The organism is Saccharopolyspora griseoalba (assembly GCF_042665275.1).
In the GTDB taxonomy this organism is placed as follows: Bacteria; Actinomycetota; Actinomycetes; order Mycobacteriales; family Pseudonocardiaceae; genus Saccharopolyspora; species Saccharopolyspora griseoalba.
In genome coordinates this window covers 500638-524966 of sequence record NZ_JBHTCJ010000002.1, presented here as the reverse complement: position 1 = coordinate 524966, position 24329 = coordinate 500638, and the positions used below count along the sequence as shown (strand labels likewise).

The window sequence follows — 24329 nt, the reverse complement described above, 5'->3', positions numbered from 1 at the left end:
AAGCTCCTTTGCGCTGATGGTACTGCACTCGGCAGGGTGTGGGAGAGTAAGGCACCGCCGACACATTCCCTGTGTGGTGGGGTGGAAACATTAACGTGTTTCCACCCCACCACTTTTTTATGCACTCGTCCCGAGGGCGTGGGGGCGGTGGCGGTGTGGCCGGGTACCGCACCTCATAAGGGTGTCGTACCCGACCCACACCGCTGATGGCTCAGGTGTGCTTGCGGCGGTGGAGTTCGAAGCAGAGGACCGCTGCGGCGCTGGCCACGTTGAGGGATTCGACGCCGCCGGCCATCGGGATGGAGACCGGCTGCGCGATGCGTTCGCTGACCTCTTCGGAGAGCCCCGTGGTCTCGCTGCCGAGGACGAACACGGCGCGATCGCCGAAGTCCGCCCGGTAGATGTCGTCCGGGGCGTCCGCCTCCAACGCGTAGAGCGGGTAGCCGGCCTCGGTGAGGAGCTCGGCTGCCTCACCGGCGGTGTGGCTGCGCAGGACCGGCGCGTGGAACGCGACCCCGGCGGAGGCCTTGATGACCAGCGGGTCGATGGTGGCCACACCGCGGTGCGGCACGACGATCCCGTCGATGCCCGAGGCGGTGGCCGTTCGCAGGATCATGCCGACGTTCGCCGGCGTCGTCAGCCCGTCGAGCAGGAGGACGTTCCTCGGGGCGGTCGCCGGGTCGGCGAGCGCGTCGACGAGCGGACGCATCTTGCGGGCGACGACGTCGGCCGCCACGCCCTGGTCGTGCCTGCCGTTCCCGGCGAGCACCTTGACCCGGTGGGCGCTGGCGCGCTGCACCTTGACCGCGCGATCGGCGGCGGCCTCCTTGATCTCCTCGATGACCGGGCCGCGCAAACCTTCGGCGATGATCACCTTGTCGACCCGCAGGTCGTAGTCGGCCAGGGCTTCGAGCACCGGTTTGCGGCCGTAGACGGTGACGAATCGGTCTTTCGGGGAAACTTCGCTGGTCACGTGTTCAAGTGTCACATGCGGCCTGACCAGGCCGGCGGGTGAACCCCTCGGGAGCGCTGCGGATGTGTGCCAGGATCACGGGCATGTCAGATCGCCTCTCCGCAGTCGATTCCTCCTTCCTGTACCTGGAGGACTACACGACCCCGATGCACGTCGGCGGCGTGGCGGTCTTCCGGCGCCCGAGGAGCGGGTTCGATTACGACACCGTGCTGTCCCTGATCGATCGGCGGTTGAGGCTGGTGCCGCGCTACCGCCAGCGAGTCATGGAGGTTCCGGGCGGGCTGGCTCGCCCGGTGTGGGTGGACGATCAGGACTTCGACCTCACCTACCACGTCCGGCGCTCGGCGCTGCCCAAGCCGGGTTCCGATGATCAGCTGCACGACCTGGTGGCGCGGCTGATGTCGCGCAAGCTCGACCCGAGCCGTCCGCTGTGGGAGCTGTACCTGGTGGAGGGGTTGTCGAAGAACCGGGTGGCGGTGATCACCAAGACCCACCAGGCGATGGTCGACGGCATCGGGGCCATAGACATCGGGCAGGTCATCTACGACACCGAGAAGGACCGCGACCTCGGCGACGCCGACGACCTGTGGATGCCGCGCCCGCAGCCTCGCGTGCACGAGCTGCTCGTCGAAGCGGTCACGGACGCCGTGCAGAGCCCCGGCGAGGTCGCGGAGAACGTGCGCGCGGCCATGGTCGACGCCACGGCCACCGCGCGGAAGGTCGGACGCGCCCTCGGCGGTGTGGCCTCGGCCCTGCGGACCGCGGTCGTTCCCGCTCCCAGCGGTCCGCTGAACGCGCCCACGACCACCCAGCGCCGGTTCGCGGTGGCCAGGGCCAAGCTCGACGACCTGCGCGCGGTCCGCAAGGCCCACAGCTGCACGGTCAACGACGTGGTGCTGGCCGTGGTCACCGGCGCGCTGCGCAACTGGCTGCTCTCCAGGGGCGAGGTGGTCTCGCCGTCGACGACGGTGCGCGCGATGGTGCCGGTGTCGGTGCGCTCGGGCGACGACGAAGCGACCGCGACCTACCAGGACACCGCCAGCCTCCCGGTCGGCGTGGTCGGCAACAAGGTCTCGGCGTACCTGGTGGACCTGCCGGTGGGGGAGGGAAACCCGACCGTGCGGTTGCACCAGGTCAGCCATGCCATGCGCGCCCACGCGGAATCCGGGCAGTCGGTGGCGGCCGGCGCGCTGGTGCGGGTGTCCGGTTTCGCGCCGCCCACGCTGCACGCTCTCGGCGCACGGGTGGCCAACCAGTTCTCCGACCGGTTGTTCAACGTGCTGGTGACCAACGTGCCGGGCCCGCAGGTGCCGCTGTACGCGGCGGGGGCGAGGATGATGGAGATGTTCCCGGTGGTCCCGCTGGCCAAGAACCAGTCGTTGTCCGTCGGGGTCACCTCCTACGACGGTGGTGTGTACTTCGGGTTGAACGCCGATCGCGACGCCATGCCCGATGTCGGGGTGCTCGCGTCGCTGGTCGGTGAGGCAATTGACGAGATGATCGGGACGGTCGACGCATGAGGATTTACCTGCCTGCCACGCTGCCGATGCTGGAGCAGCTAGTGGCGGACAAGCAGCTGCAGCCGCCCGGCGGGACGGCGTTCGCGTTGACTCCGGCGCTGCGCGAGTCCTACGCCAGTGGCGACACCGAAGAGCTCGAGTACGCCGCGATGCGCGAGGCCTCTCGCGCGTCCCTGCGGCTGCTGGCGGCGGCCCTCGAGGGCGAGGACAAGACAGCCCCGCGGCGGGTGGTGATCTCCGCCGACGTCGATGACGTCACGCTGCGACCCGAGCTGGACCACGCGGTCGTGAAGGTCACCGGCCAGGTGAACTGGCGGCAGATCGCCGCGGTCCACGTGGACGCCAGCGAGGCCGAGGACGCGGTGCGCGGGGCCGCCGAGGTCATCGATGCCGCCGACCTCGGCGACCAGGACGCGGAGCTCGCCCTCGGCGATGCCGAGGACCACGAGCTCGCCTGGTTCGCCCCGCAGGAAGTCCCCTTCCTCCTCGAACTGATGTGAGAACGAGGACGGGAACCTTCCTGTCACGTCGGTGGCAGGAAGGTTCCCGTCCTCGTTCCGGTCAGCGCGGGGGCTGGGCGACCGGCGGGGCGTCCTCGAAGACGCCGACCTCCTCGGTCGGCGGGGGCTCGATGGCCACTGGGCTGCCCCAGTCCCGATACGTGGAGGTCAGCGACACCTGGCCCGCCTGCTTGACCTCTTCGGTCGCGGTGAACTTCACCGGTGCGCCGCTGCCGTCGATCCACAGCTGGAAGCCCATTTCCCGCTCGCCCGCGTGCGCGGCCTCCTCGAACCGCTTCCGCTGCTGCTCGTCGGGTGCCATCTTCGCCGCTTGCTCGGTGCGCACCCTCAGGTCGTATCGCGTCGCGGGACGTCCGTCGACGTCGTCGGGGGCGGAGCTCTGCACCCGGGTCGCCTGTTCGACGCCGGTGAAGGTCGCCCGCGGGTCGACGGCCTGGTGCATCTGCTGCAGCGCCGGGCCGAGCAGTTTCGCACCGAAGTCGCCGGCGCCGGGGTCGATGCGCAGCCACGGCTTGCCCGGGGCCGGTTGCGCCATCGGGGTGTTCACGTACCCGACGCCGTCGACGACGGCGAGCTGCAGCGGGTTCGGCCTGCTGCTGTGGGTTTGACCTGCTAGTTCGATGTCGGTTTGGGAGTTCCCGTAGCGCACCGCTCCGTCGGCGTCGAGTTCGCCGACCATGCCGAGGTCGCCGCGAACCGAGGTTCGAGCGGTGCCGCGCTGGTTGATCTGCTCGATGGCGCGGTTCAGCACCTCGTCGGCGATGGGACGCGGGTCCGGCCGAACGGCCATCGGCTGGGTCGGCCCCGGCGGTTGCTGACCGGTGCAGGCACCGAGCGCGGCTAGTACGACGAGACCAGCGGACAGCACCGCAGTCCTGGTGCGAGCTCGGGACATCGGGCGCACTCCTGAAGCAGGTGGTGGCGTGCGGTGTTCCCGCACAGGTCGCGGGCCAACGCTAACAACGGGAAACCGCGCCCACCCGCCACGAATGCGCCCTTCTGGGGGACTGCTGCGCAGCCGAGCGAGGGAACCTTCCTCGCACCGCGAGCGCGCGCGAGGTTCCCCTCGTGCTGATCGGGGGTGCTCAGTCCTCGGCCAGGCCGGCCCGGGACCGCAGCAGTCGTCGCAGCGAGACGAGCTGATCGGCGTCGCCGTCGCCGGCCGCGTAGGTGTCGAGGTGGCAGTCCGGGTCGTCCTCGCCGCCGAGGTGGCCGCAGTTGGGCGGGCACTCCTCGGCCGCTTCGGCGAATCCCTCGAAAGCGGCGATGATGTCGTCCGCGGTGATGTGCGCCAACCCGAACGAGCGAATGCCTGGGGTGTCCACGACCCAACCGCGCCCGGGCATCGGGAGCGCGACCGCGGAGGTCGAGGTGTGGCGGCCCTTGCCGACCCCGCTGACCTCCCCGGTGGCGCGCTCCGCCGCCGGCACCAGGCGGTTGACCAATGTGGACTTGCCGACGCCGGAGTGCCCGACCAGGGCGGACACCCGATCCGTGAGCAGTTCCCGGAGGGCTTCGGGGTCCTCGTCGAGGCTGGTGACGACGATCGGCATGTCCAACGACGAGTAGGTCGCGATCCAGTCACCCGGTTCGGCCAGGTCGGCCTTGGTCAGGCACAGCACCGGTTCGAGCCCGCCCGCGTAGGCGGCGACCAGGCAGCGGTCGATGAACCCGGTTCGCGGTGGCGGGTCGGCCAGCGCGGTGACGATGAGCAGCTGCTCGGCGTTGGCGACGACCACGCGTTCGTAGGGATCGGTGTCGTCGGCGGTGCGTCGCAGCACGCTCGTGCGCTCGGTGACCCGCACGATGCGGGCGAGGGTGTCGGGCTTGCCGGAGACGTCGCCCACCACGCCGACCCGATCACCGACCACCACCGGTGTGCGGCCGAGCTCGCGGGCGCGCATCGCGGTGACCACCCGCGCCGGGTCGCCGTCGAGGGCGCAGGTCCACCGTCCCCGGTCGACGGCGATGACCATCGCTTCGGCGGCGTCTGCGTGCTTGGGGCGCTGCTTGCTGCGGGGACGGCTGCCGCTCCGTCCCGGTCGCACCCGCACATCGGATTCGTCGAGGTCTCGCCAGCCGCGCTTGCCCATCAGACCGCCTCCGGGCTCAAGCCTGCTTCCCCAGCATCTCTGCCCACATCCCGGGGAAGTCGGGGATGGTCTTGCCGGTGGTGGCGATGTCGGCCACCTCGACGCCCGGAACCCGCAACCCGAGGATGGCGCCCGCGGTGGCCATCCGGTGGTCGGCGTAGGAGTGCCAGGAACCGCCGTGCAGCGGAGCTCCCTCGATGAGCAGCCCGTCGTCGGTCTGCCGCGCCGAGCCGCCGAGCTTGTTGAGCTCGGTTTCCAGCGCCGCGAGCCGGTCGGTCTCGTGCCCTCGCAGGTGCGCGATGCCGCGCAACCGCGAGGTCCCCGGGGCCAGCGCGGCCAGCGCGGCCACCGTGGGGGTGAGCTCCCCGACCTCGCGCAGGTCGATGTCGATCGGCGCGAGTTCGCCGGGGCCGCTGACGGTCAGGCCGGACTCGTCGCGGGTCGCGGTGGCGCCCATGCGGGTGAGGATGTCGCGGATCGCGTCGCCGGGCTGCGTGGTCTCGGCCGGCCAGCCGGGAACGGTGAGGCTGCCACCGGTGACCGCCGCGGCGGCCAGGAACGGGGTGGCGTTGGACAGGTCCGGCTCGACGTCGAGGTCCAGCGCCCGGATCGGGCCCGGGGACACGCGCCAGGTGTCGGGCTCGTCGTCGGCGACCTCGACCCCGGCGGCGCGCAGCATCGCGACCGTCATGTCGATGTGCGGCTGCGAGGGGAGGGTTTCACCCACGTGGCGAACGGTGAGCCCTTCGGCGAAGCACGGGGCCGAGAGCAGCAGCCCGGAGACGAACTGCGAGGAGGCGGATGCGTCGATGGTGACCTCGCCGCCGACCAGGGTTCCGGTGCCGCGCACCTCGAACGGCAGGGAGCTCCCGACCACGTCGGCGCCGAGCGAGCGCAGCGCGTCCAGCACGGTGTCCAGCGGACGCTTGCGGGCCTGCGGGTCGCCGTCGAACTCGACGCGGCCCTCGGCCAGCGCGGCCACCGGTGGCACGAAGCGCATCACCGTGCCCGCCAGCCCGCAGTCGACGTGCGCGGGCCCGCGCAGCTCGGCGGGCGCGACCAGCCAGGACCCGCCGGGGCCGTCCTGCACCTGCGCGCCCAGCGAGCGCAGCGCGGCGGCCATCAGCTCGGTGTCGCGGCTGCGCAGCGGCGCCCGCAGGGTGGAGGTGCCGGAGGCGAGCGCGGCGAGCACCAGCGCCCGGTTGGTGATCGACTTCGAACCGGGCAGCGGAACCGTCGCGCGCACGGGCGCGTCGGCGACGGGTGCGGGCCAGAGCTGGGTCATGGGTCAATGATCCCGCATCCCACCGGCGGGTTTCAGCGCCGGGGCCGCGCAGCTCTCGCCTCCGGCGATCGGGGCTGCAACGATGAGGTGGACATCACCCGGAGCGCTGAGCAGGGGGTTGGAGCCGAATGTGCGGCAGGTACGCCTCCACGAAGGATCCCGGCAAGCTCGCGGCGGAGTTCGCCGCGCTGGACGCCACCGGCGGCGCCGCACCGGGCGCGGACTTCAACGTCGCCCCGACCAAGCGGGTGCTCACCGTCGTGCAGCGGCATCCTCGCGACGAGGAGGGCGTCGCCGACCTGGAGCGCACCGAGCGCTCGGTGCGGGTGATGCGGTGGGGTCTGGTGCCGCCGTGGGCGAAGGAGAAGTCCATCGGCAACCGGATGATCAACGCCAAGTCGGAGACGGTCACCGAGAAGCCGGCCTTCCGCAGCTCCATCCGCCGCTACCGCTGCCTGGTGCCCGCTGACGGCTGGTACGAGTGGAAGCGGGAGGGAACCGGCAAGCAGCCGTACTTCATGACGCCCCCGGACGAGTCGAGCCTGGCGCTGGCCGGCATCTACGCGACGTGGCGCGACCCGCAGGTCGAGGACGCCGAGCCGCTGGTGACCTGCTCGGTGCTGACCACCAGCGCGGTCGGCTCGCTGGCCGACGTGCACGACCGGATGCCGCTGGTGCTGCCGCACCAGTCCTGGCAGCGCTGGCTCGACCCCGACCAGCCGGACGTGTCCGGCCTGCTGGGGCCGCCGCCTGCCGAGTTGGCCGAGTCGCTGGAGATCCGGCCGGTGTCGACGAAGGTTAACAGCGTGCGCAACAACGGCGCCGAGCTCGTCGAACGCGTCGATCCCGGGGCCGAGGCGTCGGCGGTAGGTTTGGACGCCGAATCGTCGAGGTGAAGCGGGTGAGTGGGGATGTGTGGTCGCTACGCCGTCCGGCGTGATCCGGCGGCGCTCGCCGAGGAGTTCGCGGCGACCGATCGCACCGGGGGCGCGGTCGGTGCGGATTTCAACGTCACGCCCACCAAGAACGTGCCGATCGTGGTGGAGCGGGGCGGCGAGCGCAGTGTCCGCCCGGTGCGGTGGGGTCTCATCCCCACCTGGGCCAAGGAGGCCACCGGCGGGCCGCCGATGATCAACGCCCGCGCTGAGTCGATCACCACCAAGCCCGCCTACGCCGAATCGGCGCGGCGCCGCCGCTGCCTGATGCCGGCCACCGGCTGGTACGAGTGGCAGCCCGGCGACAAGCGCCGCCAGCCCTACGTGTGCAGGCGCAGCGACGGCAGGAGCCTGGCGATGGCCGCGGTGTTCTCCGCGTGGTGGGCGCCGAACTCGACCGACCGGCCGCTGGTGACCTGCGCGGTGGTGACCACCGAGGCCCGCGGCGAGCTCGCCGACGTCCACCACCGGATGCCGCTGGTGCTGCCCGAGGACCGCTGGGACGACTGGCTCGACCCGGCGCGCACCGAGATCGACGAGCTTCTGGATCCCGCGCCCGGCGTGCTGGGCGGGCTGACGCTGCACCCGGTGTCCACGGAGGTCAACAGCATGCGCAACAACCACGCCGAGCTGCTCGAACCCGCAGATCCGGTGCCCGAACCGGCCGAGCAGGTAGCGTTGTTCGAATCATGACCAGAGTCGAGATCGACACCCCGCACGGCCCCGCCCGGGCCGAACTGCACTGCGCCGAGGAGGGCCGTGCGGCCCTGCTGCTCGGTCACGGGGCCGGCGGTGGCACCGCCGCGCCGGACCTGGTCGCCGCGACGCGCGCCGCCACCGGGGCCGGAGTGCACGTCGCCCTGGTGGAACAGCCCTACCGGGTCGCGGGCCGCAAGGCCCCGGCCCCGGCGAAGCAGCTCGACGCGGCTTGGCAGGCGGTCGCCGACGACCTCAGCGAGCGCTGGTTCCCGGAACTGCCGCTGATCTTCGGCGGTCGTTCCTCGGGCGCTCGGGTGGCCTGCCGCACGGCCGAAGCCGGTCAGGCGGCCGCGGTGCTGTGCCTGGCGTTCCCGGTGCACCCGCCGGGCAAGCCGGAGAAGTCCAGGTTGAGCGAGCTGGACGGGGTCGAGGTGCCGGTCCTGGTGGTGCAGGGGGACAAGGACGCCTTCGGCCAGCCCGCGCCCGCGCAGGACCGCGAGGTGGTGCTCATCGCAGGCGACCACTCGCTGAAGGCCGACGTGGACGCGGTCCACCGCGCGACGCAGGAATGGCTCGGTCGCGTGCTGCGGTTGATCGACTGAGCCCGGCGTGACCTGAGGAGGGGAACCTTCCTGTCAGTCGGCCGGGCTCCCGGGCAGGGGAACCTTCCTGCCGCACCGCGCGCTGACCGGGGGAGGGGAACCTTCCTGTCAGCCTGAGATGTCGGCGAACGTCCCGTCCAGCAGCGCCACGAGGTCGGCCGGTGCGAGCTCGATCTCCAGCCCGCGCCGCCCCGCGCTGCAGTAGATCGTGTCGAAGCGCTGCGCGGAGCTGTCCACGACCACGGGCAGGCGCTTCTTCTGCCCGATCGGGGAGATGCCGCCCGCGACGTAGCCGGTGGCGCGTTCGGCGTCGGCGATCTCGGCCATCTTGGCCTTCTTGCCCCCGGCGGCCGCCGCCAGCGACTTGAGGTCGAGCTGCCCGGTGACCGGGACCACGCCGACGGTGAGCTTGCCGTCGATCTCGGCCACCAGCGTCTTGAACACCCGCTCGGGCGGTTGCTGGAGGGCTTCGGCCGCTTCGAGCCCGTAGGAGTCCGAGCGGGGGTCGTGGTCGTAGGCGTGCACGCGGTGCGCAACGCCCTTCTTGCTCAGCAGCGCGGTCGCCGGGGTGCCTTTTCCTGCCACGCACGTCACTCTAGAGCCCGGAATTCCGCAGCGGAGCCCCGCGTTGCACGGGGCGTGACGATGGATTCGAAGAGCACCTGCGTGCTGGACCGCCCCCCGCGTGAGCCTGTGTCGCCACCCGGTAGTTGCAGGACAGCGCGGGTACCCTCGAACACGGACCATGCGGAGGAGCGCATGGGTTCGTCGTCTGCCGCCGCACCGTCTCGGCGGAGGGAAAGGAGCCTGGTGCCAAGCACCCCAGAGCACCCTGACCCGGCCACCCAGGTGGCCGAGGTCCCGGAAGAGAGCGAAGCGCAGCGCGCGGCCCGCTTCGAGCGGGACGCGATGCCGCTGCTTGACCAGCTCTACGGTGCCGCGCTGCGCATGACGCGCAACGCGCAGGACGCGGAGGACCTCGTCCAGGAGACCTACTTGAAGGCCTACTCGGCCTTCAAGTCGTTCACCCAGGGCACCAATCTGAAGGCCTGGCTGTACCGGATCCTGACCAACACCTACATCAACGGCTACCGCAAGCGGCAGCGGCAGCCGCAACAGCAGCCGACCGACGAGATCGCCGACTGGCAGCTCGCGCAGGCCGAGAACCACACCTCGACCGGGCTGCGCTCGGCGGAGGTCGAAGCGCTCGACCGGCTTCCGGACACCGATGTGAAAGCGGCCCTCCAGCAGCTGGCCGAGGAGTTCCGCATGGTGGTCTACCTCGCCGACGTCGAGGGCTTCGCCTACAAGGAGATCGCCGAGATCATGGGCACGCCCATCGGCACCGTGATGTCGAGGCTGCACCGTGGTCGCAGGCAGCTGCGTGAGATGCTCACCGACGTCGCCCGTGATCGCGGTTTCTTGCGGGAGACCAAGCCGGAGGTGAGCACTTCATGATTTGCGGCGAGCCGAACGAAGCCTCCTGCGAGGACGTGCTCGCCGAGGTGTGGCTGTTCTTGGACAACGAGTGCGACCAGCAACGCCGCGACGCGGTGCAGAAGCACCTCGACGGCTGCGGGACGTGCTTGGAGCACTTCGGCATCGAGGAGCACATCAAGGCCCTGCTGCACCGCAAGTGCAGCGGTGAGCACGCACCCACCGAGCTCAAGGAGCGCCTGCGCGCGTCCATCCGCGAAGCGGTGCTCAGCCAAGCCGACATCACCGTCGAGCGCGGCCCCGAGGGCACCTCGGTCGAGGTCCGCAAGAAGACCTCGGCGGAATGACCCCAGAACCGCGAATGGCCCCGGACCAGCTGGTCCGGGGCCATTCGCGTGCGGTAGCGGTGTTCACCGCCTCGCTCACGTCTGAGGGCGCTTGCCGTGGTTGGCCTTGTTCTTGCGCCGGTCCTTCTTCTTGCGCGCACGCTTGCCCATGTGGCGACTCCCTCAAGTTCGGGTTACCGACCAGTTCGGTGACCGTCGGTGATCAACTCACACCCGGTCTCCGCTGGGATTTCGAGCTTCCAGTCTGACATGTCCACTACCTGCCGTCGGCGGGTGGTGGCGGTCGTGGTTTCCTAAGCGGGGGCCGATAGCGGCCGTGACGAGGAGGAAGAGATGGCCGAGGAGATCCGCGCCGAGATGGTGGCCAACGTCATGACGGTGTCGGTGTCCGAGGGCGATGACGTCAACGACGGCGACTCGCTGGTCCTTCTGGAGTCCATGAAGATGGAGATCCCGGTGCTCAGCGAGGCCGCCGGCAAGGTCAGCACCCTTGCGGTCGAGCCCGGTGAAGTGGTTCAGGAAGGCGATCTGATCGCGGTCGTGGAATGACGACCGCACGAACCGGAGGGGCCGCACTTGTCCACGCTGAGTGATCTTCTCGCCGAGCACACCCGACTGTCCGGCGCCGCCGCCGACCACCTGCAGCTGGTGGTCGCCGAGTGGCAGCTGCTCTCGGACCTGTCCTTCGCCGATTTCCTGATGTGGGTGCCCACCGGTCCCGAGGAAGCGCCCGAGGAGCTGTTCCTCTGCGTCGCGCAGGCCCGGCCGACCACCGCGCCCACCGCTCACCCGGAGGACGTGGTCGGCACCGAGGCCACCCGGGAGGACCATCCGCAGCTGCACCGCGCGGCCGCGGAGGGCCGCATCTGCCGCGAGGAGGACCCGCGCTGGCACCTCGGGGTCCCGGTCCGGCGGGAGACCATCCCGGTCAAGCTCGGCGAGGAGATCGTGGCGGTGCTCAGCCGCGACACCAACCTCGCGGTGCCGCGGGTGCCGAGCCCGCTGGAGATCTCCTACCTGGGCAGTGCCGCCGACCTCTGCCAGATGGTCGCAGACGGCGAGTTCCCCACACCCGAGCCCGCTCCCGACGTGCACACCTCGCCGCGCGTGGGCGACGGGCTGATCCGGCTGGACAGCTCCGGAACCGTGGTGTTCGCCAGCCCGAACGCCCTGTCGGCCTACCATCGCATGGGCCATGCCGCCGACCTGGTCGGTGCGCAGCTGGCGCCGCTGACCCGCTCGTTGCTCAACGACCCGTTCGACGCCGACGAGGTTTCCCAGCGGGTGCGCAAGGCGATGGGCGGGCAGCCCAGCATGCGCATCGAGGCCGAGGCCAAGGGCGCCACGGTGCTCTTCCGCGCGCTGCCGCTGCGCCCGCGGGGCCAGGAGGCCGGCGCGCTGGTCCTGGTGCGCGACGTCACCGAGGTCAAGCGGCGCGACCGGGCGCTGATGTCCAAGGACGCCACGATCCGCGAGATCCACCACCGGGTGAAGAACAACTTGCAGACCGTGGCTGCGCTGCTGCGGCTGCAGTCGCGGCGCACCGGTAACAACGAGGCCCGGCAGGCGTTGGACGAGTCGGTGCGACGGGTCACCTCGATCGCGCTGGTGCACGAGACCCTGTCGATGTCGGTCGACGAGCGGGTCGACCTCGACGACGTGGTGGACCGGGTCATCCCGATGATGAGCGACGTGGCAGTCGCCGAGACCGGGGTGAAGGTCCGCCGCGACGGACGCTTCGGGGTGGTCTCGGCCGAGCTGGCCACGCCGTTGGTGATGGTCCTGACCGAGCTGGTGCAGAACGCTCTGGAGCACGCCTTCCCGGAAGGGCAGGGCGGAGAGGTCATCGTGCAGGCGGAGCGTTCGGCGCGCTGGCTCGACGTCGTCATCTCCGACGACGGTCGCGGCCTGCCGAGGGGTTTCTCCCTCGAGCGCGCCGAACGTCTCGGCCTGCAGATCGTGCGGACCCTCGTGGAGTCGGAGCTCCGCGGGTCGCTGAGCTTGCGTGGTCGCGGCCGGCAGAAGGGTACCGAGGCGGTGCTGCGGGTGCCGCTCAAGTACCGGCGGTGACGGTTGACCGTCGCGCGCGCCACGCGCTGCGTCGATGTGGTGACTGCTCCGTGGTCCGAAGCGGAGCGTCGGGCCGATCGGGTCGGTTCTCCGGTGGTTCCACCTGCTCATCACGCCTCAGAGCGGGGTGGGCGCCGGGACCGACATCGACGCTGATCGGCCGGGGCTAGTTGGGGCGGGTTGCTGAACCGAATTTCGCGAGGGCCGTATTGCGCGGCCGGGGCGAGAACGTGCGGTCGGTCACCGGGGGTGCGACCGACCCGGCACGTTCACTGGCGAGCTGCTCTCAGGCGGTGGTGCGCGCCCGGGTGCGAGCGTTGCGCCGCTTGAGAGCACGCCGCTCGTCTTCGCTCATGCCGCCCCAGACACCGGCGTCCTGCCCGCTCTCCAGCGCCCACGCCAGGCACTCGGAGGCAACGGGGCAGCGGTGGCATACGGCCTTCGCCTCGGCGATCTGCAGCACAGCAGGACCGCTGTTCCCAACGGGGAAGAACAGCTCCGGGTCCTCGTCACGGCAAACCGCTTCGTGGCGCCAGTCCATTGTTCCTTGCTCCTCGCTAGGCACGCCTACGCGCGCCGATAGTTCGTTCGGGGTGTTTGTGAATGCTTTCACGGAGTCCGTGCGCTTGTGAATGCTTTCACGAACTGCCGCAATGTCAAGACCTCGATCCAGCGTGGTGAGCGAACTCACCTGAAAGATCGACCAGACTTGACCAGGGGTTTCAGTGTGTCGCCGGTCTCAGACGGGGGTCATGAGTCGGCAACGACGTCCATCCGTTACTGGAAGGTTATACGGCGACGCGGAGAGCGTTCGGGATCGAGGAGAACTCGATGTCCGACCGCTCGCCCAGGCAATCGCCATCGACCTGCAACGGCAACGGCTCCGTACAGGCTACGCGCAGATGGGGCACATCCGCACGCTGAATTGAACTCTTTCCGTGTGGTTTCGCTCTACCGAGTAGCATCTCGGCAATGTGCCGCAACACAGGGTAAGCGCGCATGTTGCACAACGCGAACACCCCGAGGTCGGTGTCGAAGCTGGTCTCCGGGCTCATCCGCACGGGCGTCGAGCCCAGGTAGGTCCACGGATCGGTGTTCGACACGAACACGCTGTGCAGTCGGTCGATGCGTTCCTCACGTCCGATCTGAACACTGACCTTCGGTTCATCTCGGGCCATCCGGAAGTAGCACCGCAGCGCGGTTCGGGCGTACAGCGCAGGGCTGGCGTTGTGGCCCAGCTCTCGCTGCCGCTCGACCTCAGCGACCACCTCGGCGTCCCAGCCGACGCCGGCGTTGAAGGTGAACCACCGGTCGCAGGCCTTGCCCAGACCCACCCATCGAGTGCTGCGCTCGGTCACAGCCCGCAGCAAGCGGTGCGTCGCCTCCACCGGGTCCTTGGAGTAGCCGAGGGCGCGCGCGAACACGTTCGCCGACCCGCCGGGAACCACTCCCAGGGTCGGCAGCGAAGGCGAACCGGGCTCGCCGGTCTCCAGCAGTCCGTTGACGACCTCGTTGACCGTGCCGTCGCCGCCGTGCGCGATCACCAGGTCCGCGCCGTCGTGCGCGGCCGCCCGCGCCGCCTCGCCGGCGTGACCCCAGTGCTGCGTTTCCACGACGTCCAGCTTCAGCTCGCTGGCCAGCGCGTGGGCGATCACGTCGCGGCCGGCCGCGGTGGTGGACGTCGCCTGCGGATTGACGACGAGTACGGCGCGCACAGCCCGAAGCCTACGTAAGTCGGCGCGACCCGCGGCACCGGCATGCGCCGGGAGTCGCCCGCGCTCGCGCGGCCGAACGCGCGCCGCTGCGCGCGAGGGCCGCTGGGCGACGCTCGCGCGACCAGCTGTCAGTCCCGGTGGCGGGCCTCCCTCCGGCACGTCTCCGTCGGCGGGCCGATGTGTCCGCAGGCGGTGGTCCCAGCTGGTACGCGCACCAGGAGCGAGTGCGTCGTACCGGCGGAGACCACCGGTCGCCGGCGGCGGGCGGATGCGTAACCCCGGAACGCACCCGTTCGTCTCCCACCGGCGTCGTGCGGACACGCGACGCGACCGGAGGACACCCCGATATCCCCGATCGCCGAAGCGGCCGTGCGCCGATCATTGCGCTTCATCACCGTCCGAGCTATGCGGCGTTCGGGCGGTATTACCATCGTGAGTGCACACGCAGAGTCACCGAACCCCGGGTCCCGAAAGGCCGCCACCGTGTCAGCTGAAACCGTTCCCCGCACCGTGCGCATCGCCGGAGCGCTCACCACGTTGCAGGCGGTGGCAGGCCTGGTCTTCGTCGGAGCCCTGCTGGTGCGCAGCACCTCCAGCCAGCTCGGCGGAGTGGGAGAGCTCGAACGCACCCAGACCTGGGGCGAGGCGGGCTACTACGCGATCCTGGCCGCCGGAGTCCTGGCCGCGGGCATCGGGCTGCTCAGGGGGAAGCACTGGGCGCGCACCCCCGCGCTGCTCATGCAGCTGCTGTTCCTGGGCACCGCCTGGTACGCCCTGGGTCCCTCCGGGCGGCCCCTGATCGCGGCGGTCATCGCCGTGCCGGCCATCGCGGTCATCTACTTCCTGTTCAACCGCGAGGGCCGCGCCTGGTCCTTCCACGCCTCGCTGGCACCCGACGCGCGCGAGGACTGACGCGCCTCAGCCGCCGAAGTCGCGCAGGGCCTCGCCGGTGAGCCGGTAGACCGTCCAACCGTCCATCGGGAAGGCGCCCTGGGCCTTGTAGAACTCGATGGAGGGCTCGTTCCAGTCGAGGACGGACCACTCCAGCCGCGCGTAGCCGCGTTCCACGCACTCCCGGGCGAGCGTCTGCAGCAGCTGCTTGCCCAGCCCGGCTCCGCGCTGCTGCGGGCGCACGTAGAGGTCCTCCAAGTAGATCCCGTGCACGCCCTCCCAGGTGGAGAAGTTCAGGAACCACAGCGACATCCCGACCACCGCTCCGTCGACCTCGGCGACGTGGCCGAACAGCGCTGGATCCGGCCCGAACAGCGCGGCGCGCAGCTGCTCCTCGGTCAGGTGGCAGGAGTCGGGCTCCTTCTCGTAGAGCGCGAGCTCGTGCACCAGCTCGACGATGGCGGGTACATCGGCTTCACGGGCCCGGCGGATCATCACGCGACCTCCACGCTTGTCGGAACGCCGGCCAGCATATTCGCGCCCCGCACAGCGCCTGCGACGCGAGGAGGGGAACCTTCCTGCCACTGCCACCTTGCCGCGACGGTAGTGGCAGGAAGGTTCCCCTCCTCGCCGTGCCTCAGCCCTGCTGCCAGGGCGGGATGTTGGAGCGCTGGATCTGGGGCTCGCCGCGTTCGAAGCCCAGCACCGTGATGCCCGCGGCGTCGAGCGCGAAGTGCACGCCCGCGGTGACCGGCAGCCCGAGCCAGCGCGCGGTCAGCACGCGGCTGAAGTGCCCGTGGCCGACCAGCACGACATCGGAGTCCGCCGCGCGCACCTGGGCGAGGAGTTCGTCGGCGCGCGCGGTCACGTCGGCGGCCGAATCGCCTCCGGGACAGCTGTGGGTCCACACCGTCCAGTCGGGAACGCTCTGGCGGATCTGGTCGGTGGTCAGGCCCTCGTAGTCGCCGTAGTCCCACTCGACCAGGAGCGGTTCGGTGATCACATCGGGCAAGCCGGCCAGCGCGGCCGTGCGCTGCGCCCGCTGCAGCGGGCTCGCCAGGGCGCGCAGCGGCCCCGCGGCGCGGAGCGAGGTCAGGGTCTGCCCGGCTTGGCGTGCGCGGAGCTCGCCCTCGACGGTGAGCGGGAGGTCGGTGTGGCTGGTGTGCTGCCCGGTCAGCGACCACTCGGTGGTGCCGTGGCGGAGCAGGTAGATGCGATGCGCCGGCGATGTCACGCCTTCGAGCGTACGGTCGCGTCCGCGGCTCGCACGGCGGCGCGCGGGAGTCCTGTTCGGACACGGCGGCGCTCGAGACGAGAAAGCGCCGGCCGACGAACACGTGGTTCGCCGACCGGCGCCTCGGTGGAGACCAGGCCTCAGCCCTTCTTGGTCTCCCAGAAGATCTTGTCGATCTCGGCGATGTAGTCCAGCAGCTGCTGACCGGTGGACGGGTCCATCGAACCCTTGGTACCGGAGGCGCCGGCGGCCTTGGTGGCCTTGTTGATCAGCTCGTGCAGCTGCGGGTACTTCTCGAAGTGCGGCGGCTTGAAGTAGTCGGTCCACAGCACCCACAGGTGGTGCTTGACCAGCTCGGAGCGCTGCTCGGCGATGTTGATCGCGCGAGTGCGGAACTCCGAGTCCTCATTGGCCTGGTACTTCTCCTGGATCGCCTTGACCGACTCGGCCTCGATCCGCGCCTGCGCGGGGTCGTAGACGCCGCACGGAAGGTCGCAGTGCGCGGTGGCCTCCAGGCGAGGGCCGAGGATTCGCGACAGGAGTCGCATGTTTCCTCCCAGACAGTTCAGTGCTCCGACGTGCCTGACCCTACTCTTGAAGATCCTCGTCGTCCTACTGGAGGTAAATGTGAGTTCGCTCGGTCGGTGGCCCTGGCGGAGGTTGCGGGTGCGCGGACCGTCGATGGCTCCCACTCTGCGGGACGGCGACGTGGTGGTGCTGCGGGTCGGCGACCGCGCAGCACCGGGCTCCTTGGTGCTGGTGAGCTGGGACTCGCGGCCGCAGCAGCTGTCGGTCAAGCGCGCCGTGCGCCGCGACGGGGAGGGGTGGCACGTGGAGGGCGACAACCCGTTCGGGTCCACCGATTCGCGCGAACTCGGCCCGGCCCGGGTGCTGGGCGTGGTGCGCTGGCGGCTGTGGCCCGAACCCGGTCGCCTTCGGTGAGCCGAGCAGGGGAACCTTCGTGGCATCCGGCGTGACAGGAAGGTTCCCCTGCTCGCCCTACGCCCGGGCCGAGTTCCGCAGCGTCTCGTAGTGGGCCAGGCAGGCGTGGTAGTCGGGGAGCAGTCCTCGTTCGGCGGCTTCGGCGAGGCTCGGCGCGGTGCGGTCTTTTTCGGACAGGACGGGTTCGCCGGCGAGCTCATCGGCCCACGGCAGGCCGAGCTCGGGGTCGAGCGGGTTGACGCCGTGTTCGGCGCTGGGATTGTACCCGGTCGAGCACAGGTAGCTCATCACCGTGTTGTCGGTCAGGGCGAGGAAGGCGTGCCCGAGCCCTTCGGCCAGGTAGACCGCGCGGTACTCGCTGGAGTCGAGCCGGATCGCTTCCCAGCGTCCGAAGGTCGGGGATCCGATGCGGACGTCGACGATCAGGTCGAGCAGCGCGCCCTGCGGGCAGTAGACGTACTTGGCCTGCCCGGGAGGGGTGTCGGAGAAGTGCACGCCGCGGATGACGCCGTGGGCCGAGACGCTGTGGTTGGTCTGGGCGACCGACAGCGGGTGCCCGGTGGCTTCGGCGAACGCGGGTTCCTGGAAGGGCGCGACGAACAAGCCGCGGTGGTCCGGGAAGGACTTGGGGGTGAATTCGAACGCCCCGGTGATGTCGAGTCGACGTACCTGCACGGTCGCAGAGCCTAGGAGGTGCGGCCCGGGTGGGTCCGGTGGGGCGGCGGTGGCAGGAAGGTTCCCGTGCGGGTGGCAGGAAGGTTCCCATCCTCGCGGCCGTGGATGACATTCCATCCGGGTGGATTCGAATGCGCGGCGTTCGATTCTCGAATCCGAGACGTCGGTTCTGAATCGATGAATTCAAATAGGACGCACGTACGGTCGCTAAATATGACGGATGTACTGTCAAGATTCGTAAAATTTTCGCCTTTTTCCTGCTCAGCGGTGTGATCCCTGTCGCTGACAGCCCACCCGGGGCCTGGCAGACTAACCGCACCGCAGCGTCCGCCGAGTCGCTGTCCGAACAGGACGGCAGGTATCGGTATTTGAGACGTCCTCTTCGCCGGAACGCCCGGGGAGTGGTCGTCGAATAGCGGTGAAGAACCGCGTTTGGCCTGCTCGGATTTGAGTTCGAGCGCTAGGCATGGCTACAGGAGGGACGCCGTGACCGCAGTGAACGACAGCGTCAGCACCGGCATCGGTACTGAATTGACCCACGAAGAGATCTTCGCCGCGCACGAGGGCGGCAAGCTCACCGCCTCGGTGAGCGCGCCGCTGGACACCGCGCGCGACCTCTCCATCGCCTACACCCCCGGTGTGGCGCAGGTGAGCCGCGCGATCGCCAGTGACGCCGCGCTGGCCGACCGCTACACCTGGACGCAGCGGCTGGTCGCCGTGGTCAGCGACGGTTCCGCGGTGCTGGGGCTGGGCGACATCGGGCCGAAGGCGTCGCTGCCGGTCATGGAGGGCAAGTCCGCGCTGTTCAAGACCTTCGCGGACCTGGATTCGATCCCGCTGGTGCTCGACACCAACGACGTCGACGAGATCGTCGAGACCCTGGTCCGGCTGCGGCCGTCGTTCGGCGCGGTGAACCTCGAGGACATCTCCGCTCCGCGCTGCTTCGAGCTGGAGCGGCGGGTCAAGGAGGCCTTGGACTGCCCGGTCATGCACGACGACCAGCACGGCACCGCCGTGGTCGTGCTCGCCGCGCTGCGCAACGCCGCGAAGGTCGCCGGCCGCGAGCTGGGATCGCTGCGCGTGGTGATCTCCGGCGCCGGTGCCGCGGGCGTGGCCTGCGCCGAGATCCTGCACACCGCCGGCGTCGGCGAGATCGTCGTGCTCGACTCGCGCGGCGTGATCCACGCCGATCGCACCGATCTCACCCCGATCAAGCAGGAGCTCGCCTCCTACACCAACTCGCGGGGGATCACCGGCGGACCGGACGAGGCGATGAAGGGCGCCGACGTGTTCATCGGCGTCTCGGTCGGCCAGGTCCCCGAGGAGCGGGTGGCTTCGATGGCCGACGGGGCGATCGTGTTCGCGCTGTCCAACCCGGATCCGGAGATCCACCCCGAGGTCGCGCACCGCTACGCGTCGGTGGTCGCCACCGGGCGCAGCGACTTCCCGAACCAGATCAACAACGTGCTCGCCTTCCCGGGCATCTTCAAGGGTGCGCTGGACGCGGGTGCGCGGGCGATCACCGATGGGATGAAGGTCGCCGCGGCCGAGGCGATCGCCGCCGTGGCCGCCGACGACCTCAGCGCCGACTACATCGTGCCCAGCCCGCTGGACCCGCGGGTGGCGCCCGAGGTGAGCGCGGCGGTGGCCAAGGCCGCGCGGGCCGAGGGCGTGGCCACCGCGTGACCGGCGCGGACCGTCGAGCGCGAGGAGCCGGGCGGTAGTTTCACGAACGGCACTACGGGGCCGGGAGAGTCCAGGCGGACGCTCCCGGCCCCGTCGCATAACCGCTCGGAGGAAATCCGCGAAAACGGCGTCATCAGGTCGGGGGTGTGCTGTCACATCTTTGGGTGTCGGGACTAAAGGCCCGGCACCATGGCAGTACCGGCTCCGGGTGAGGCGGTAGGGTCTGGACTGCGGGTCGCTGTGTCGCACATCACTCGACGGGTGATGGGTCGCCAGCCGCGGGCCGCAACAGGAGGGGTGGAGTTGACCGAGCGCAGGGAGCAGGCCCGATCGGCCGCCGAAGGCCTCGGGCCGGAGAGCACCCGCGTCGGGCGTGACCCGCTGCCCGACGCCCCAGCCCTGCTCAGCACCCACGAAGGCCTCGTCATCGCGGTGACCGAGCAAGCGGTCACGCTCGCCGGGGAAACCAGCGCGGCCGCGCTGCTGGGCAGCAAGCTCGAAGACCTCGTCGAACGCCACGGCCGCGCCACCTGGATGCGCACCCGACGCGGCCGCACGCCCATCCGGATGCAGTCCTGGCCGCACCAGGAAGCCCCGCACCTCAACGTCACCGTCCTGGTGGACGTCTCCGACCTGGCCGACGACGGCGCGGCGGTGACCTCCTCCGCCGACTCCGACGAGCACTACTGGCTCATCGACGCGCAGCGCCTGGCCAAGGTCGCCAGCTGGGTCTACTACCCCGACACCGGGGTGATCTACCGAAGCCCGCTGCTGGCCGAGTTCATGGACGTCGGCGACCCGGACGAGGTCGAGACCGCCACCGCGATGATCGAGACCACCCATCCGGACGACCGCGAGGCCGCCGAGCAGTTCTACGCCACCGTGCTCACCGCGCCGCCCGGCGAACTCGTCGAGGCCGAGCTGCGCAACTACGACGGCAGCCGGACCTTCCTGTGCACCGGCAGCGCCGAGCACGACAAGGCGGGCCAGGTCGCGCGGGTGCAGGGCACCGTCCAGGACGTCACCGAGCACCGCGTCCTCGAACGGCAACTGCGCGACGAGCGGCGCAGGCTGCAGGACGCCCAGCGCATCGCCAAGCTCGGCACCTGGGAGGTCGACCCGCGCGACGACGTGATGCGGTTGTCGAGCATTCTGCGCGAGATCCTGGGCATGCCGCCGGGAACCGACAGCAGCTTCCACCGCTACCTCGAACACGTGCACCCCGACGAGCGCACCCGCGCGCGCCGCGCGTGGAACCGGCTGGCCCGCGACGGTCATCCGGTCGAGATCGAGCACCGCTACGTGCGCGCCGACGGCAACGTGCGGATCCTGCGGGTGCACGGCACCAAGATCGACGACGACACCCGCGGGGCGTTCTACGTCGGCACCGCGCAGGACGTCACCGAGCAGCGCACCGTGGCCACCCGGATGCAGCGCTCCAGCCAGCGCTTCGCCGACCTGGTCAGCATCACTCCGGTGGGCATCGGGCTGTTCGACCGCTCCGAACGGCTCGTCGACGCCAACGACGCGCTGTGCGACCTGCTGGGCTACCGCCTGGAGCAGCTGCGCGGACGGGGCTTCCACGAGGTTCTGCACCCCGAGGAGAACGACGCCAGCCTGCCCGCCCCCGCCGAACCAGGCGTGCGCCGCCGCGTGCCGCAGCGGGTGCTGGTGCGCGCCGACGGCGAACCGGTCTACTGCGAGCTGCACACCTCCACCTCGGTGCAGGACGACGGCACCGAGTTCTGGCTGGTGGTCTTCCAGGACATCACCGAGCGCCGCCGGGCGGCCGAAGCCCTGCGGTACCAGGCCACCCACGACGAGCTGACCGGGCTGCCCAACCGCACCGCGGTCAAGGACCTGCTGGGCAAGCTGCTCACCGGTCCCGGCTCGGACCGGGTGGCGGTGCTGTTCTGCGACATCGACAACTTCAAGCGCGTCAACGACTCCCTCGGCCACGACGCGGGCGACGAGTTGCTGGTGGCGCTGGCCCGCCGCCTGGAGGGCGGCATCCCTGCCGACTGCATCGCCGCGCGCCTGTCCGGCGACGAATTCGTGGTCATCTGCCCCGACGTGGAGGCGGGCGGCGGGGTCGATTCGCTGGCCACGAAGGTCGCCGCGCTGCTGCGCACCGCGGTGCCGGTGCACGGCCAGCTGGTCCGGGTCTCCTCGTCGATCGGGGCCGCGGTGCCCAGCGACGATCACACCGTCGGGGAGGACCTGCTGCGGTTCGCCGACGCGGCCATGTTCGAGGCCAAGCGCCGAGGCGCGGGCAAGGTCGCGCTGGCCAGCTCCGCGCTGATCGCCGCCGCCGACCGCCAGCTGCACCTGGAGGGCCAGCTCCGCGAGGCCCTGGCCACCGACGGCTTGGAGCTGCACTACCAGCCGGTCGTCGACCAGGACGGTGCGGTCGTCAGCGCCGAGGCGCTGGTGCGCTGGCCGCACCCCGAGCGCGGCATGCTCGCCCCCGACGCGTTCCTGCCGGTCGCCGAGCAGGGCGACCTGCTGCGCGAGCTGGACCGCTGGGTGCTGCGCACCGCGCTGCGCGAGGCCACGACGTGGCCGGTGCGCGACGACAAACCGGTCAACATCGCCGTGAACCTCGCCGGGCTCGTTCCCGGGGGACCGGACTTCGTGGACTCGGTGGCCGACATCGTCGCCGAGACCGGCATCGAGTGGGACCGGGTGATCCTCGAACTGGTGGAGACCGCCCTGGTCGACCTGCCCTCGCGCACCCGCCACGAGATGAGGGAGCTGGTCGCGCGAGGTGTGCGGTTCGCCGTCGACGACTTCGGCACCGGGTACTCCTCGTTGGCTCGGCTCAAGGACCTGCCCGCGCAGATCATCAAGGTCGACCGGCGCTTCGTGGCCGGCGTCGGAGGTGACGCCTCCGACTTCGCCGTGGCCAGGGCGGTGGTCGACATGGCCCGCGCGATGGACCGCCAGTGCGTGGCCGAGGGCGTCGAGACCGCCACCCAGTTCGAGCTGCTGCGCGGAGTGGGCGTGGGGAGCTACCAGGGATGGCTGTTCTCCCGCGCAGTGCCCGCCGCCGAGTTCCGCGCGCTGCTCGACGACGGCGGAATCGACGTGCCCTGACCGCCGGCCCGCCTCAGCTGCGGGCCCTGGCCAGCACCTCGCTCGCCCGGTGCCGCGGCAGGTCGATCAGCCGCCGCGCCAGGTCATCGGGGTTGGGCGCGAGTTCGGCGACCTGCTGCTTGGCCTCGCGCTTGGTGAGCTCGCCGGTGCGCGCGATGAGGCCTTCGCGCCAGGTGTTGCCGAGCTTGCCGTGCGCGCGCCGCAGCAGCTGCGCGGCCACCGAATCGGACTCGACGGCTTCGGCGAGCACCACCGCGTGCTTGGAATCCGGGGTGCTGCGGTGGAAGCGCAATCGGAACTTCCCGCTCACCAGCTCGATCAGGTCGGTCTGGGCGAGCTGGTTGGTGATGTCGGGATGGTTGTTGTCGACCAGGAAGCCGACCCGCTCGGCGTTGCAGGCCAGCAGCATCCGCAGCAGCCACGGTCCCGGATCGGCGCGCAGGTCGAACACCGCGGGATCCCCGGACGCGCGCACCGGCCGCGCCCAACCGGGCGAGCGCAGCTCGGTCACCGACGAGCCGAGCAGCCCGGACACGGACTCCAGCAGGTCCTGCCCGGTCGAGCCCGCGACGGCCTCGACCGACTGCGGGCCGTGCGTGTAGATCGACGAGGCCTGGCGCAGCGCGAGCTTGCGGGTGTGCGCGGTCGGCTGGCACACGTAGAGGTCGCTGGTGCTGCCGATGGCCTGCGCGCCGTAGTAGCTGTGGAAGCGGGGCAGGATCGCCTCGAAGACCATGCCCAACCGCAGCAGCTCCTGCTGGACCTTGTGCCCGAGCGCGGGCGTGCGGGGGCTGTAGCCGTAGGCCAGCAGCAGGCGGCTGTTTCCCGGTGCCAGGCACTCGGCGGCGCGAGCGGCGAACAACCCGATGCCCTCGGCGGTGTAGGGCGGGTCGGTGAACACCAGGTCCGCCCACGACTCCAGTTCCGGAGGAAGTCCGAAGCGCAGATCCGCGTGAAGGGAGCCGATGTCGTAGCCGCGCTCGGCGGCCGCGCTGTCGATGTGCCGCAGGATCCGCTCGTCGAGGTCGACCACCCGCATCTGCGCGCGCGGCTCCACGATCGACAGCGCCAGCGAGGTCAGGTCGTGGTCTCCCAGGCACAGCACCTTGGCGCCGGCCAGGTCGTAGTTGTCGCGCATCCACTCGGCCCGGCGCAGCGCGGTCTCCGGGGTGGCGGTGACGTGATCGAGCGCCGTGGTCGGGGGCGGACCGGTGGTGATGAATCCCGCCATGAGCCCGAGCTGCTCGGCGGTGCGCGTCGGCGGTGCGCCCAGCTCGTCGAGGGCGAATTCCGCGCGGTAGCGCGCAGCTGCGTCGTCGGTGAGCCGATAGCCGGTGGGCGTGCGTTCGAGATCCTCGCCGGTGGCGTCGAGGAAGTCCTCCACGGTGCGGCGGGAAACCCCGGTGCGGCGGATGATCTCGTCGAGGGAGCGGGGGTCGCCGGTCAGCTCGGCCAGGACCTCTCGTGCTCGGCGGGCCAGCGGCCCCGCCGAGGAGAGCAGTTCGCGCACGGCCTCGATCGGTTCGGATTCAGCGGAGTTCATGAGGGGAACCAGCCTAGTTGTGCTGGGCACGGGTCGCCGCTGGAGGTCACGCGTCGATATCGAGA

The 24329-nt window shown here is 70.5% G+C and carries 26 protein-coding genes; 13 read left to right on the top strand and 13 right to left on the bottom strand.

The genetic code is table 11. The features are described 5' to 3' along the window. Window positions 1-211: 211 nt before the first annotated feature. On the bottom strand, window positions 212-973 hold the full coding sequence (locus ACFQRI_RS06580; protein WP_380665525.1) for a TrmH family RNA methyltransferase: 762 nt from the start codon (window positions 971-973) through the stop codon (window positions 212-214). 83 nt (window positions 974-1056) lie between these two features. Here ACFQRI_RS06580 and ACFQRI_RS06575 point away from each other — a divergent pair, with 83 nt between their 5' ends. Both ACFQRI_RS06575 and ACFQRI_RS06570 read left to right on the top strand, forming a co-directional pair. Beyond that, window positions 1057-2493, top strand: a complete 1437-nt coding sequence (locus tag ACFQRI_RS06575; RefSeq protein ID WP_380665523.1) for a WS/DGAT/MGAT family O-acyltransferase — start codon at window positions 1057-1059, stop codon at window positions 2491-2493. Further along, complete coding sequence (locus ACFQRI_RS06570; protein WP_380665521.1) at window positions 2490-2993, top strand: DUF6912 family protein; 504 nt, start codon at window positions 2490-2492, stop codon at window positions 2991-2993. The genes ACFQRI_RS06575 and ACFQRI_RS06570 overlap by 4 nt, the downstream gene beginning before the upstream one ends. A 61-nt stretch (window positions 2994-3054) precedes the next feature. Here the strand turns inward: ACFQRI_RS06570 and ACFQRI_RS06565 are convergent, their stop codons facing one another. From ACFQRI_RS06565 to aroA, 3 genes are all read right to left on the bottom strand, one after another. Beyond that, window positions 3055-3909, bottom strand: a complete 855-nt coding sequence (locus tag ACFQRI_RS06565; protein ID WP_380665519.1) for an SCO4651 family lipoprotein — start codon at window positions 3907-3909, stop codon at window positions 3055-3057. A gap of 190 nt (window positions 3910-4099) precedes the next feature. After that, a complete protein-coding gene (gene rsgA, locus ACFQRI_RS06560) occupies window positions 4100-5107 on the bottom strand; it encodes a ribosome small subunit-dependent GTPase A (protein ID WP_380665516.1) in 1008 nt (335 codons plus the stop codon). A gap of 16 nt (window positions 5108-5123) precedes the next feature. Further along, complete coding sequence (gene aroA / locus ACFQRI_RS06555) at window positions 5124-6392, bottom strand: 3-phosphoshikimate 1-carboxyvinyltransferase (RefSeq protein ID WP_380665514.1); 1269 nt, start codon at window positions 6390-6392, stop codon at window positions 5124-5126. 128 nt (window positions 6393-6520) lie between these two features. Between aroA and ACFQRI_RS06550 the strand changes: the two genes are divergently transcribed. Genes ACFQRI_RS06550 through ACFQRI_RS06540 form a run of 3 tightly spaced genes read left to right on the top strand, consistent with a single transcriptional unit; the run spans window position 6521 to window position 8628 of the window. Beyond that, entirely contained in the window at window positions 6521-7288 is a 768-nt protein-coding gene (locus ACFQRI_RS06550; RefSeq protein ID WP_380665512.1) for an SOS response-associated peptidase, read from the top strand. Between the two features lie 15 nt (window positions 7289-7303). Next, window positions 7304-8020, top strand: a complete 717-nt coding sequence (locus ACFQRI_RS06545) for an SOS response-associated peptidase (RefSeq protein WP_380665510.1) — start codon at window positions 7304-7306, stop codon at window positions 8018-8020. Further along, window positions 8017-8628 (top strand): alpha/beta hydrolase family protein, encoded by a 612-nt coding sequence (locus tag ACFQRI_RS06540; RefSeq protein ID WP_380665507.1) that lies wholly within the window; start codon window positions 8017-8019, stop codon window positions 8626-8628. Before ACFQRI_RS06545 ends, ACFQRI_RS06540 begins: the two co-directional genes overlap by 4 nt. A gap of 108 nt (window positions 8629-8736) precedes the next feature. Here ACFQRI_RS06540 and ybaK read toward each other — a convergent pair whose 3' ends face one another. Next, complete coding sequence (ybaK, locus tag ACFQRI_RS06535; protein ID WP_380665505.1) at window positions 8737-9213, bottom strand: Cys-tRNA(Pro) deacylase; 477 nt, start codon at window positions 9211-9213, stop codon at window positions 8737-8739. A 225-nt stretch (window positions 9214-9438) separates the two neighbouring features. Between ybaK and ACFQRI_RS06530 the strand changes: the two genes are divergently transcribed. Next, on the top strand, window positions 9439-10086 hold the full coding sequence (locus ACFQRI_RS06530) for a sigma-70 family RNA polymerase sigma factor (RefSeq protein ID WP_380665503.1): 648 nt from the start codon (window positions 9439-9441) through the stop codon (window positions 10084-10086). Beyond that, window positions 10083-10412: a mycothiol system anti-sigma-R factor gene (rsrA, locus tag ACFQRI_RS06525; protein ID WP_380665501.1), complete on the top strand. Its 330-nt coding sequence runs from the start codon at window positions 10083-10085 to the stop codon at window positions 10410-10412. The genes ACFQRI_RS06530 and rsrA overlap by 4 nt, the downstream gene beginning before the upstream one ends. 75 nt (window positions 10413-10487) lie before the next feature. On the opposite strand, the gene ACFQRI_RS06520 is transcribed toward rsrA, so the two are convergent. Beyond that, on the bottom strand, window positions 10488-10562 hold the full coding sequence (locus tag ACFQRI_RS06520) for a 50S ribosomal protein bL37 (protein ID WP_380665574.1): 75 nt from the start codon (window positions 10560-10562) through the stop codon (window positions 10488-10490). Between the two features lie 183 nt (window positions 10563-10745). Between ACFQRI_RS06520 and ACFQRI_RS06515 the strand changes: the two genes are divergently transcribed. Beyond that, window positions 10746-10961 (top strand): biotin/lipoyl-binding carrier protein, encoded by a 216-nt coding sequence (locus ACFQRI_RS06515; protein WP_380665499.1) that lies wholly within the window; start codon window positions 10746-10748, stop codon window positions 10959-10961. 27 nt (window positions 10962-10988) lie between these two features. After that, the gene (locus ACFQRI_RS06510; RefSeq protein WP_380665497.1) at window positions 10989-12482 is read left to right on the top strand and encodes a histidine kinase N-terminal domain-containing protein; all 1494 of its coding nucleotides are present in this window, start codon (window positions 10989-10991) and stop codon (window positions 12480-12482) included. A 286-nt stretch (window positions 12483-12768) separates the two neighbouring features. On the opposite strand, the gene ACFQRI_RS06505 is transcribed toward ACFQRI_RS06510, so the two are convergent. Then, the gene (locus ACFQRI_RS06505; RefSeq protein ID WP_380665495.1) at window positions 12769-13023 is read right to left on the bottom strand and encodes a WhiB family transcriptional regulator; all 255 of its coding nucleotides are present in this window, start codon (window positions 13021-13023) and stop codon (window positions 12769-12771) included. 247 nt (window positions 13024-13270) lie between these two features. Then, window positions 13271-14197: a diacylglycerol/lipid kinase family protein gene (locus ACFQRI_RS06500; RefSeq protein ID WP_380665493.1), complete on the bottom strand. Its 927-nt coding sequence runs from the start codon at window positions 14195-14197 to the stop codon at window positions 13271-13273. Between the two features lie 483 nt (window positions 14198-14680). Here ACFQRI_RS06500 and ACFQRI_RS06495 point away from each other — a divergent pair, with 483 nt between their 5' ends. Continuing rightward, entirely contained in the window at window positions 14681-15109 is a 429-nt protein-coding gene (locus ACFQRI_RS06495) for a hypothetical protein (RefSeq protein ID WP_380665491.1), read from the top strand. A gap of 6 nt (window positions 15110-15115) precedes the next feature. Here the strand turns inward: ACFQRI_RS06495 and ACFQRI_RS06490 are convergent, their stop codons facing one another. The 3 genes from ACFQRI_RS06490 to sodN all read right to left on the bottom strand — a co-directional run bounded on the left by ACFQRI_RS06490 (window position 15116) and on the right by sodN (window position 16870). Continuing rightward, entirely contained in the window at window positions 15116-15673 is a 558-nt protein-coding gene (locus ACFQRI_RS06490) for a GNAT family N-acetyltransferase (RefSeq protein ID WP_380665489.1), read from the bottom strand. 52 nt (window positions 15674-15725) lie between these two features. After that, a complete protein-coding gene (locus tag ACFQRI_RS06485; RefSeq protein WP_380665487.1) occupies window positions 15726-16322 on the bottom strand; it encodes a histidine phosphatase family protein in 597 nt (198 codons plus the stop codon). Window positions 16323-16462: 140 nt separating this feature from the next. Further along, on the bottom strand, window positions 16463-16870 hold the full coding sequence (gene sodN / locus ACFQRI_RS06480) for a superoxide dismutase, Ni (RefSeq protein WP_380665485.1): 408 nt from the start codon (window positions 16868-16870) through the stop codon (window positions 16463-16465). A 79-nt stretch (window positions 16871-16949) separates the two neighbouring features. Here sodN and ACFQRI_RS06475 point away from each other — a divergent pair, with 79 nt between their 5' ends. Further along, entirely contained in the window at window positions 16950-17264 is a 315-nt protein-coding gene (locus tag ACFQRI_RS06475) for a S24/S26 family peptidase (RefSeq protein ID WP_380665483.1), read from the top strand. Between the two features lie 57 nt (window positions 17265-17321). Here ACFQRI_RS06475 and ACFQRI_RS06470 read toward each other — a convergent pair whose 3' ends face one another. Beyond that, the gene (locus tag ACFQRI_RS06470; RefSeq protein ID WP_380665481.1) at window positions 17322-17939 is read right to left on the bottom strand and encodes a dTDP-4-dehydrorhamnose 3,5-epimerase family protein; all 618 of its coding nucleotides are present in this window, start codon (window positions 17937-17939) and stop codon (window positions 17322-17324) included. Window positions 17940-18425: 486 nt separating this feature from the next. Between ACFQRI_RS06470 and ACFQRI_RS06465 the strand changes: the two genes are divergently transcribed. Further along, on the top strand, window positions 18426-19625 hold the full coding sequence (locus ACFQRI_RS06465) for an NAD(P)-dependent malic enzyme (protein WP_380665478.1): 1200 nt from the start codon (window positions 18426-18428) through the stop codon (window positions 19623-19625). A gap of 297 nt (window positions 19626-19922) precedes the next feature. Further along, window positions 19923-22721, top strand: coding sequence for a bifunctional diguanylate cyclase/phosphodiesterase (locus ACFQRI_RS06460; RefSeq protein WP_380665476.1), 2799 nt, complete (start codon window positions 19923-19925; stop codon window positions 22719-22721). 13 nt (window positions 22722-22734) lie between these two features. Here the strand turns inward: ACFQRI_RS06460 and ACFQRI_RS06455 are convergent, their stop codons facing one another. Further along, window positions 22735-24264 (bottom strand): bis-aminopropyl spermidine synthase family protein, encoded by a 1530-nt coding sequence (locus ACFQRI_RS06455; RefSeq protein WP_380665474.1) that lies wholly within the window; start codon window positions 24262-24264, stop codon window positions 22735-22737. Between the last annotated feature and the right edge of the window lie 65 nt (window positions 24265-24329).

What these genes read in the sequence shown, in the direction of transcription:
- ACFQRI_RS06515 (WP_380665499.1), top strand. Translation starts at nt 10,746, where the DNA reads ATGGCCGAGGAGATCCGCGCCGAGATGGTGGCCAACGTCATGACGGTG.
- ACFQRI_RS06565 (WP_380665519.1), bottom strand. Translation starts at nt 3,909, where the DNA reads ATGTCCCGAGCTCGCACCAGGACTGCGGTGCTGTCCGCTGGTCTCGTC.
- rsgA (WP_380665516.1), bottom strand. Translation starts at nt 5,107, where the DNA reads ATGGGCAAGCGCGGCTGGCGAGACCTCGACGAATCCGATGTGCGGGTG.
- ACFQRI_RS06540 (WP_380665507.1), top strand. Translation starts at nt 8,017, where the DNA reads ATGACCAGAGTCGAGATCGACACCCCGCACGGCCCCGCCCGGGCCGAA.
- ACFQRI_RS06545 (WP_380665510.1), top strand. Translation starts at nt 7,304, where the DNA reads ATGTGTGGTCGCTACGCCGTCCGGCGTGATCCGGCGGCGCTCGCCGAG.
- ACFQRI_RS06575 (WP_380665523.1), top strand. Translation starts at nt 1,057, where the DNA reads ATGTCAGATCGCCTCTCCGCAGTCGATTCCTCCTTCCTGTACCTGGAG.
- rsrA (WP_380665501.1), top strand. Translation starts at nt 10,083, where the DNA reads ATGATTTGCGGCGAGCCGAACGAAGCCTCCTGCGAGGACGTGCTCGCC.
- aroA (WP_380665514.1), bottom strand. Translation starts at nt 6,392, where the DNA reads ATGACCCAGCTCTGGCCCGCACCCGTCGCCGACGCGCCCGTGCGCGCG.
- sodN (WP_380665485.1), bottom strand. Translation starts at nt 16,870, where the DNA reads ATGCGACTCCTGTCGCGAATCCTCGGCCCTCGCCTGGAGGCCACCGCG.
- ACFQRI_RS06505 (WP_380665495.1), bottom strand. Translation starts at nt 13,023, where the DNA reads ATGGACTGGCGCCACGAAGCGGTTTGCCGTGACGAGGACCCGGAGCTG.
- ACFQRI_RS06550 (WP_380665512.1), top strand. Translation starts at nt 6,521, where the DNA reads ATGTGCGGCAGGTACGCCTCCACGAAGGATCCCGGCAAGCTCGCGGCG.
- ACFQRI_RS06570 (WP_380665521.1), top strand. Translation starts at nt 2,490, where the DNA reads ATGAGGATTTACCTGCCTGCCACGCTGCCGATGCTGGAGCAGCTAGTG.
- ACFQRI_RS06455 (WP_380665474.1), bottom strand. Translation starts at nt 24,264, where the DNA reads ATGAACTCCGCTGAATCCGAACCGATCGAGGCCGTGCGCGAACTGCTC.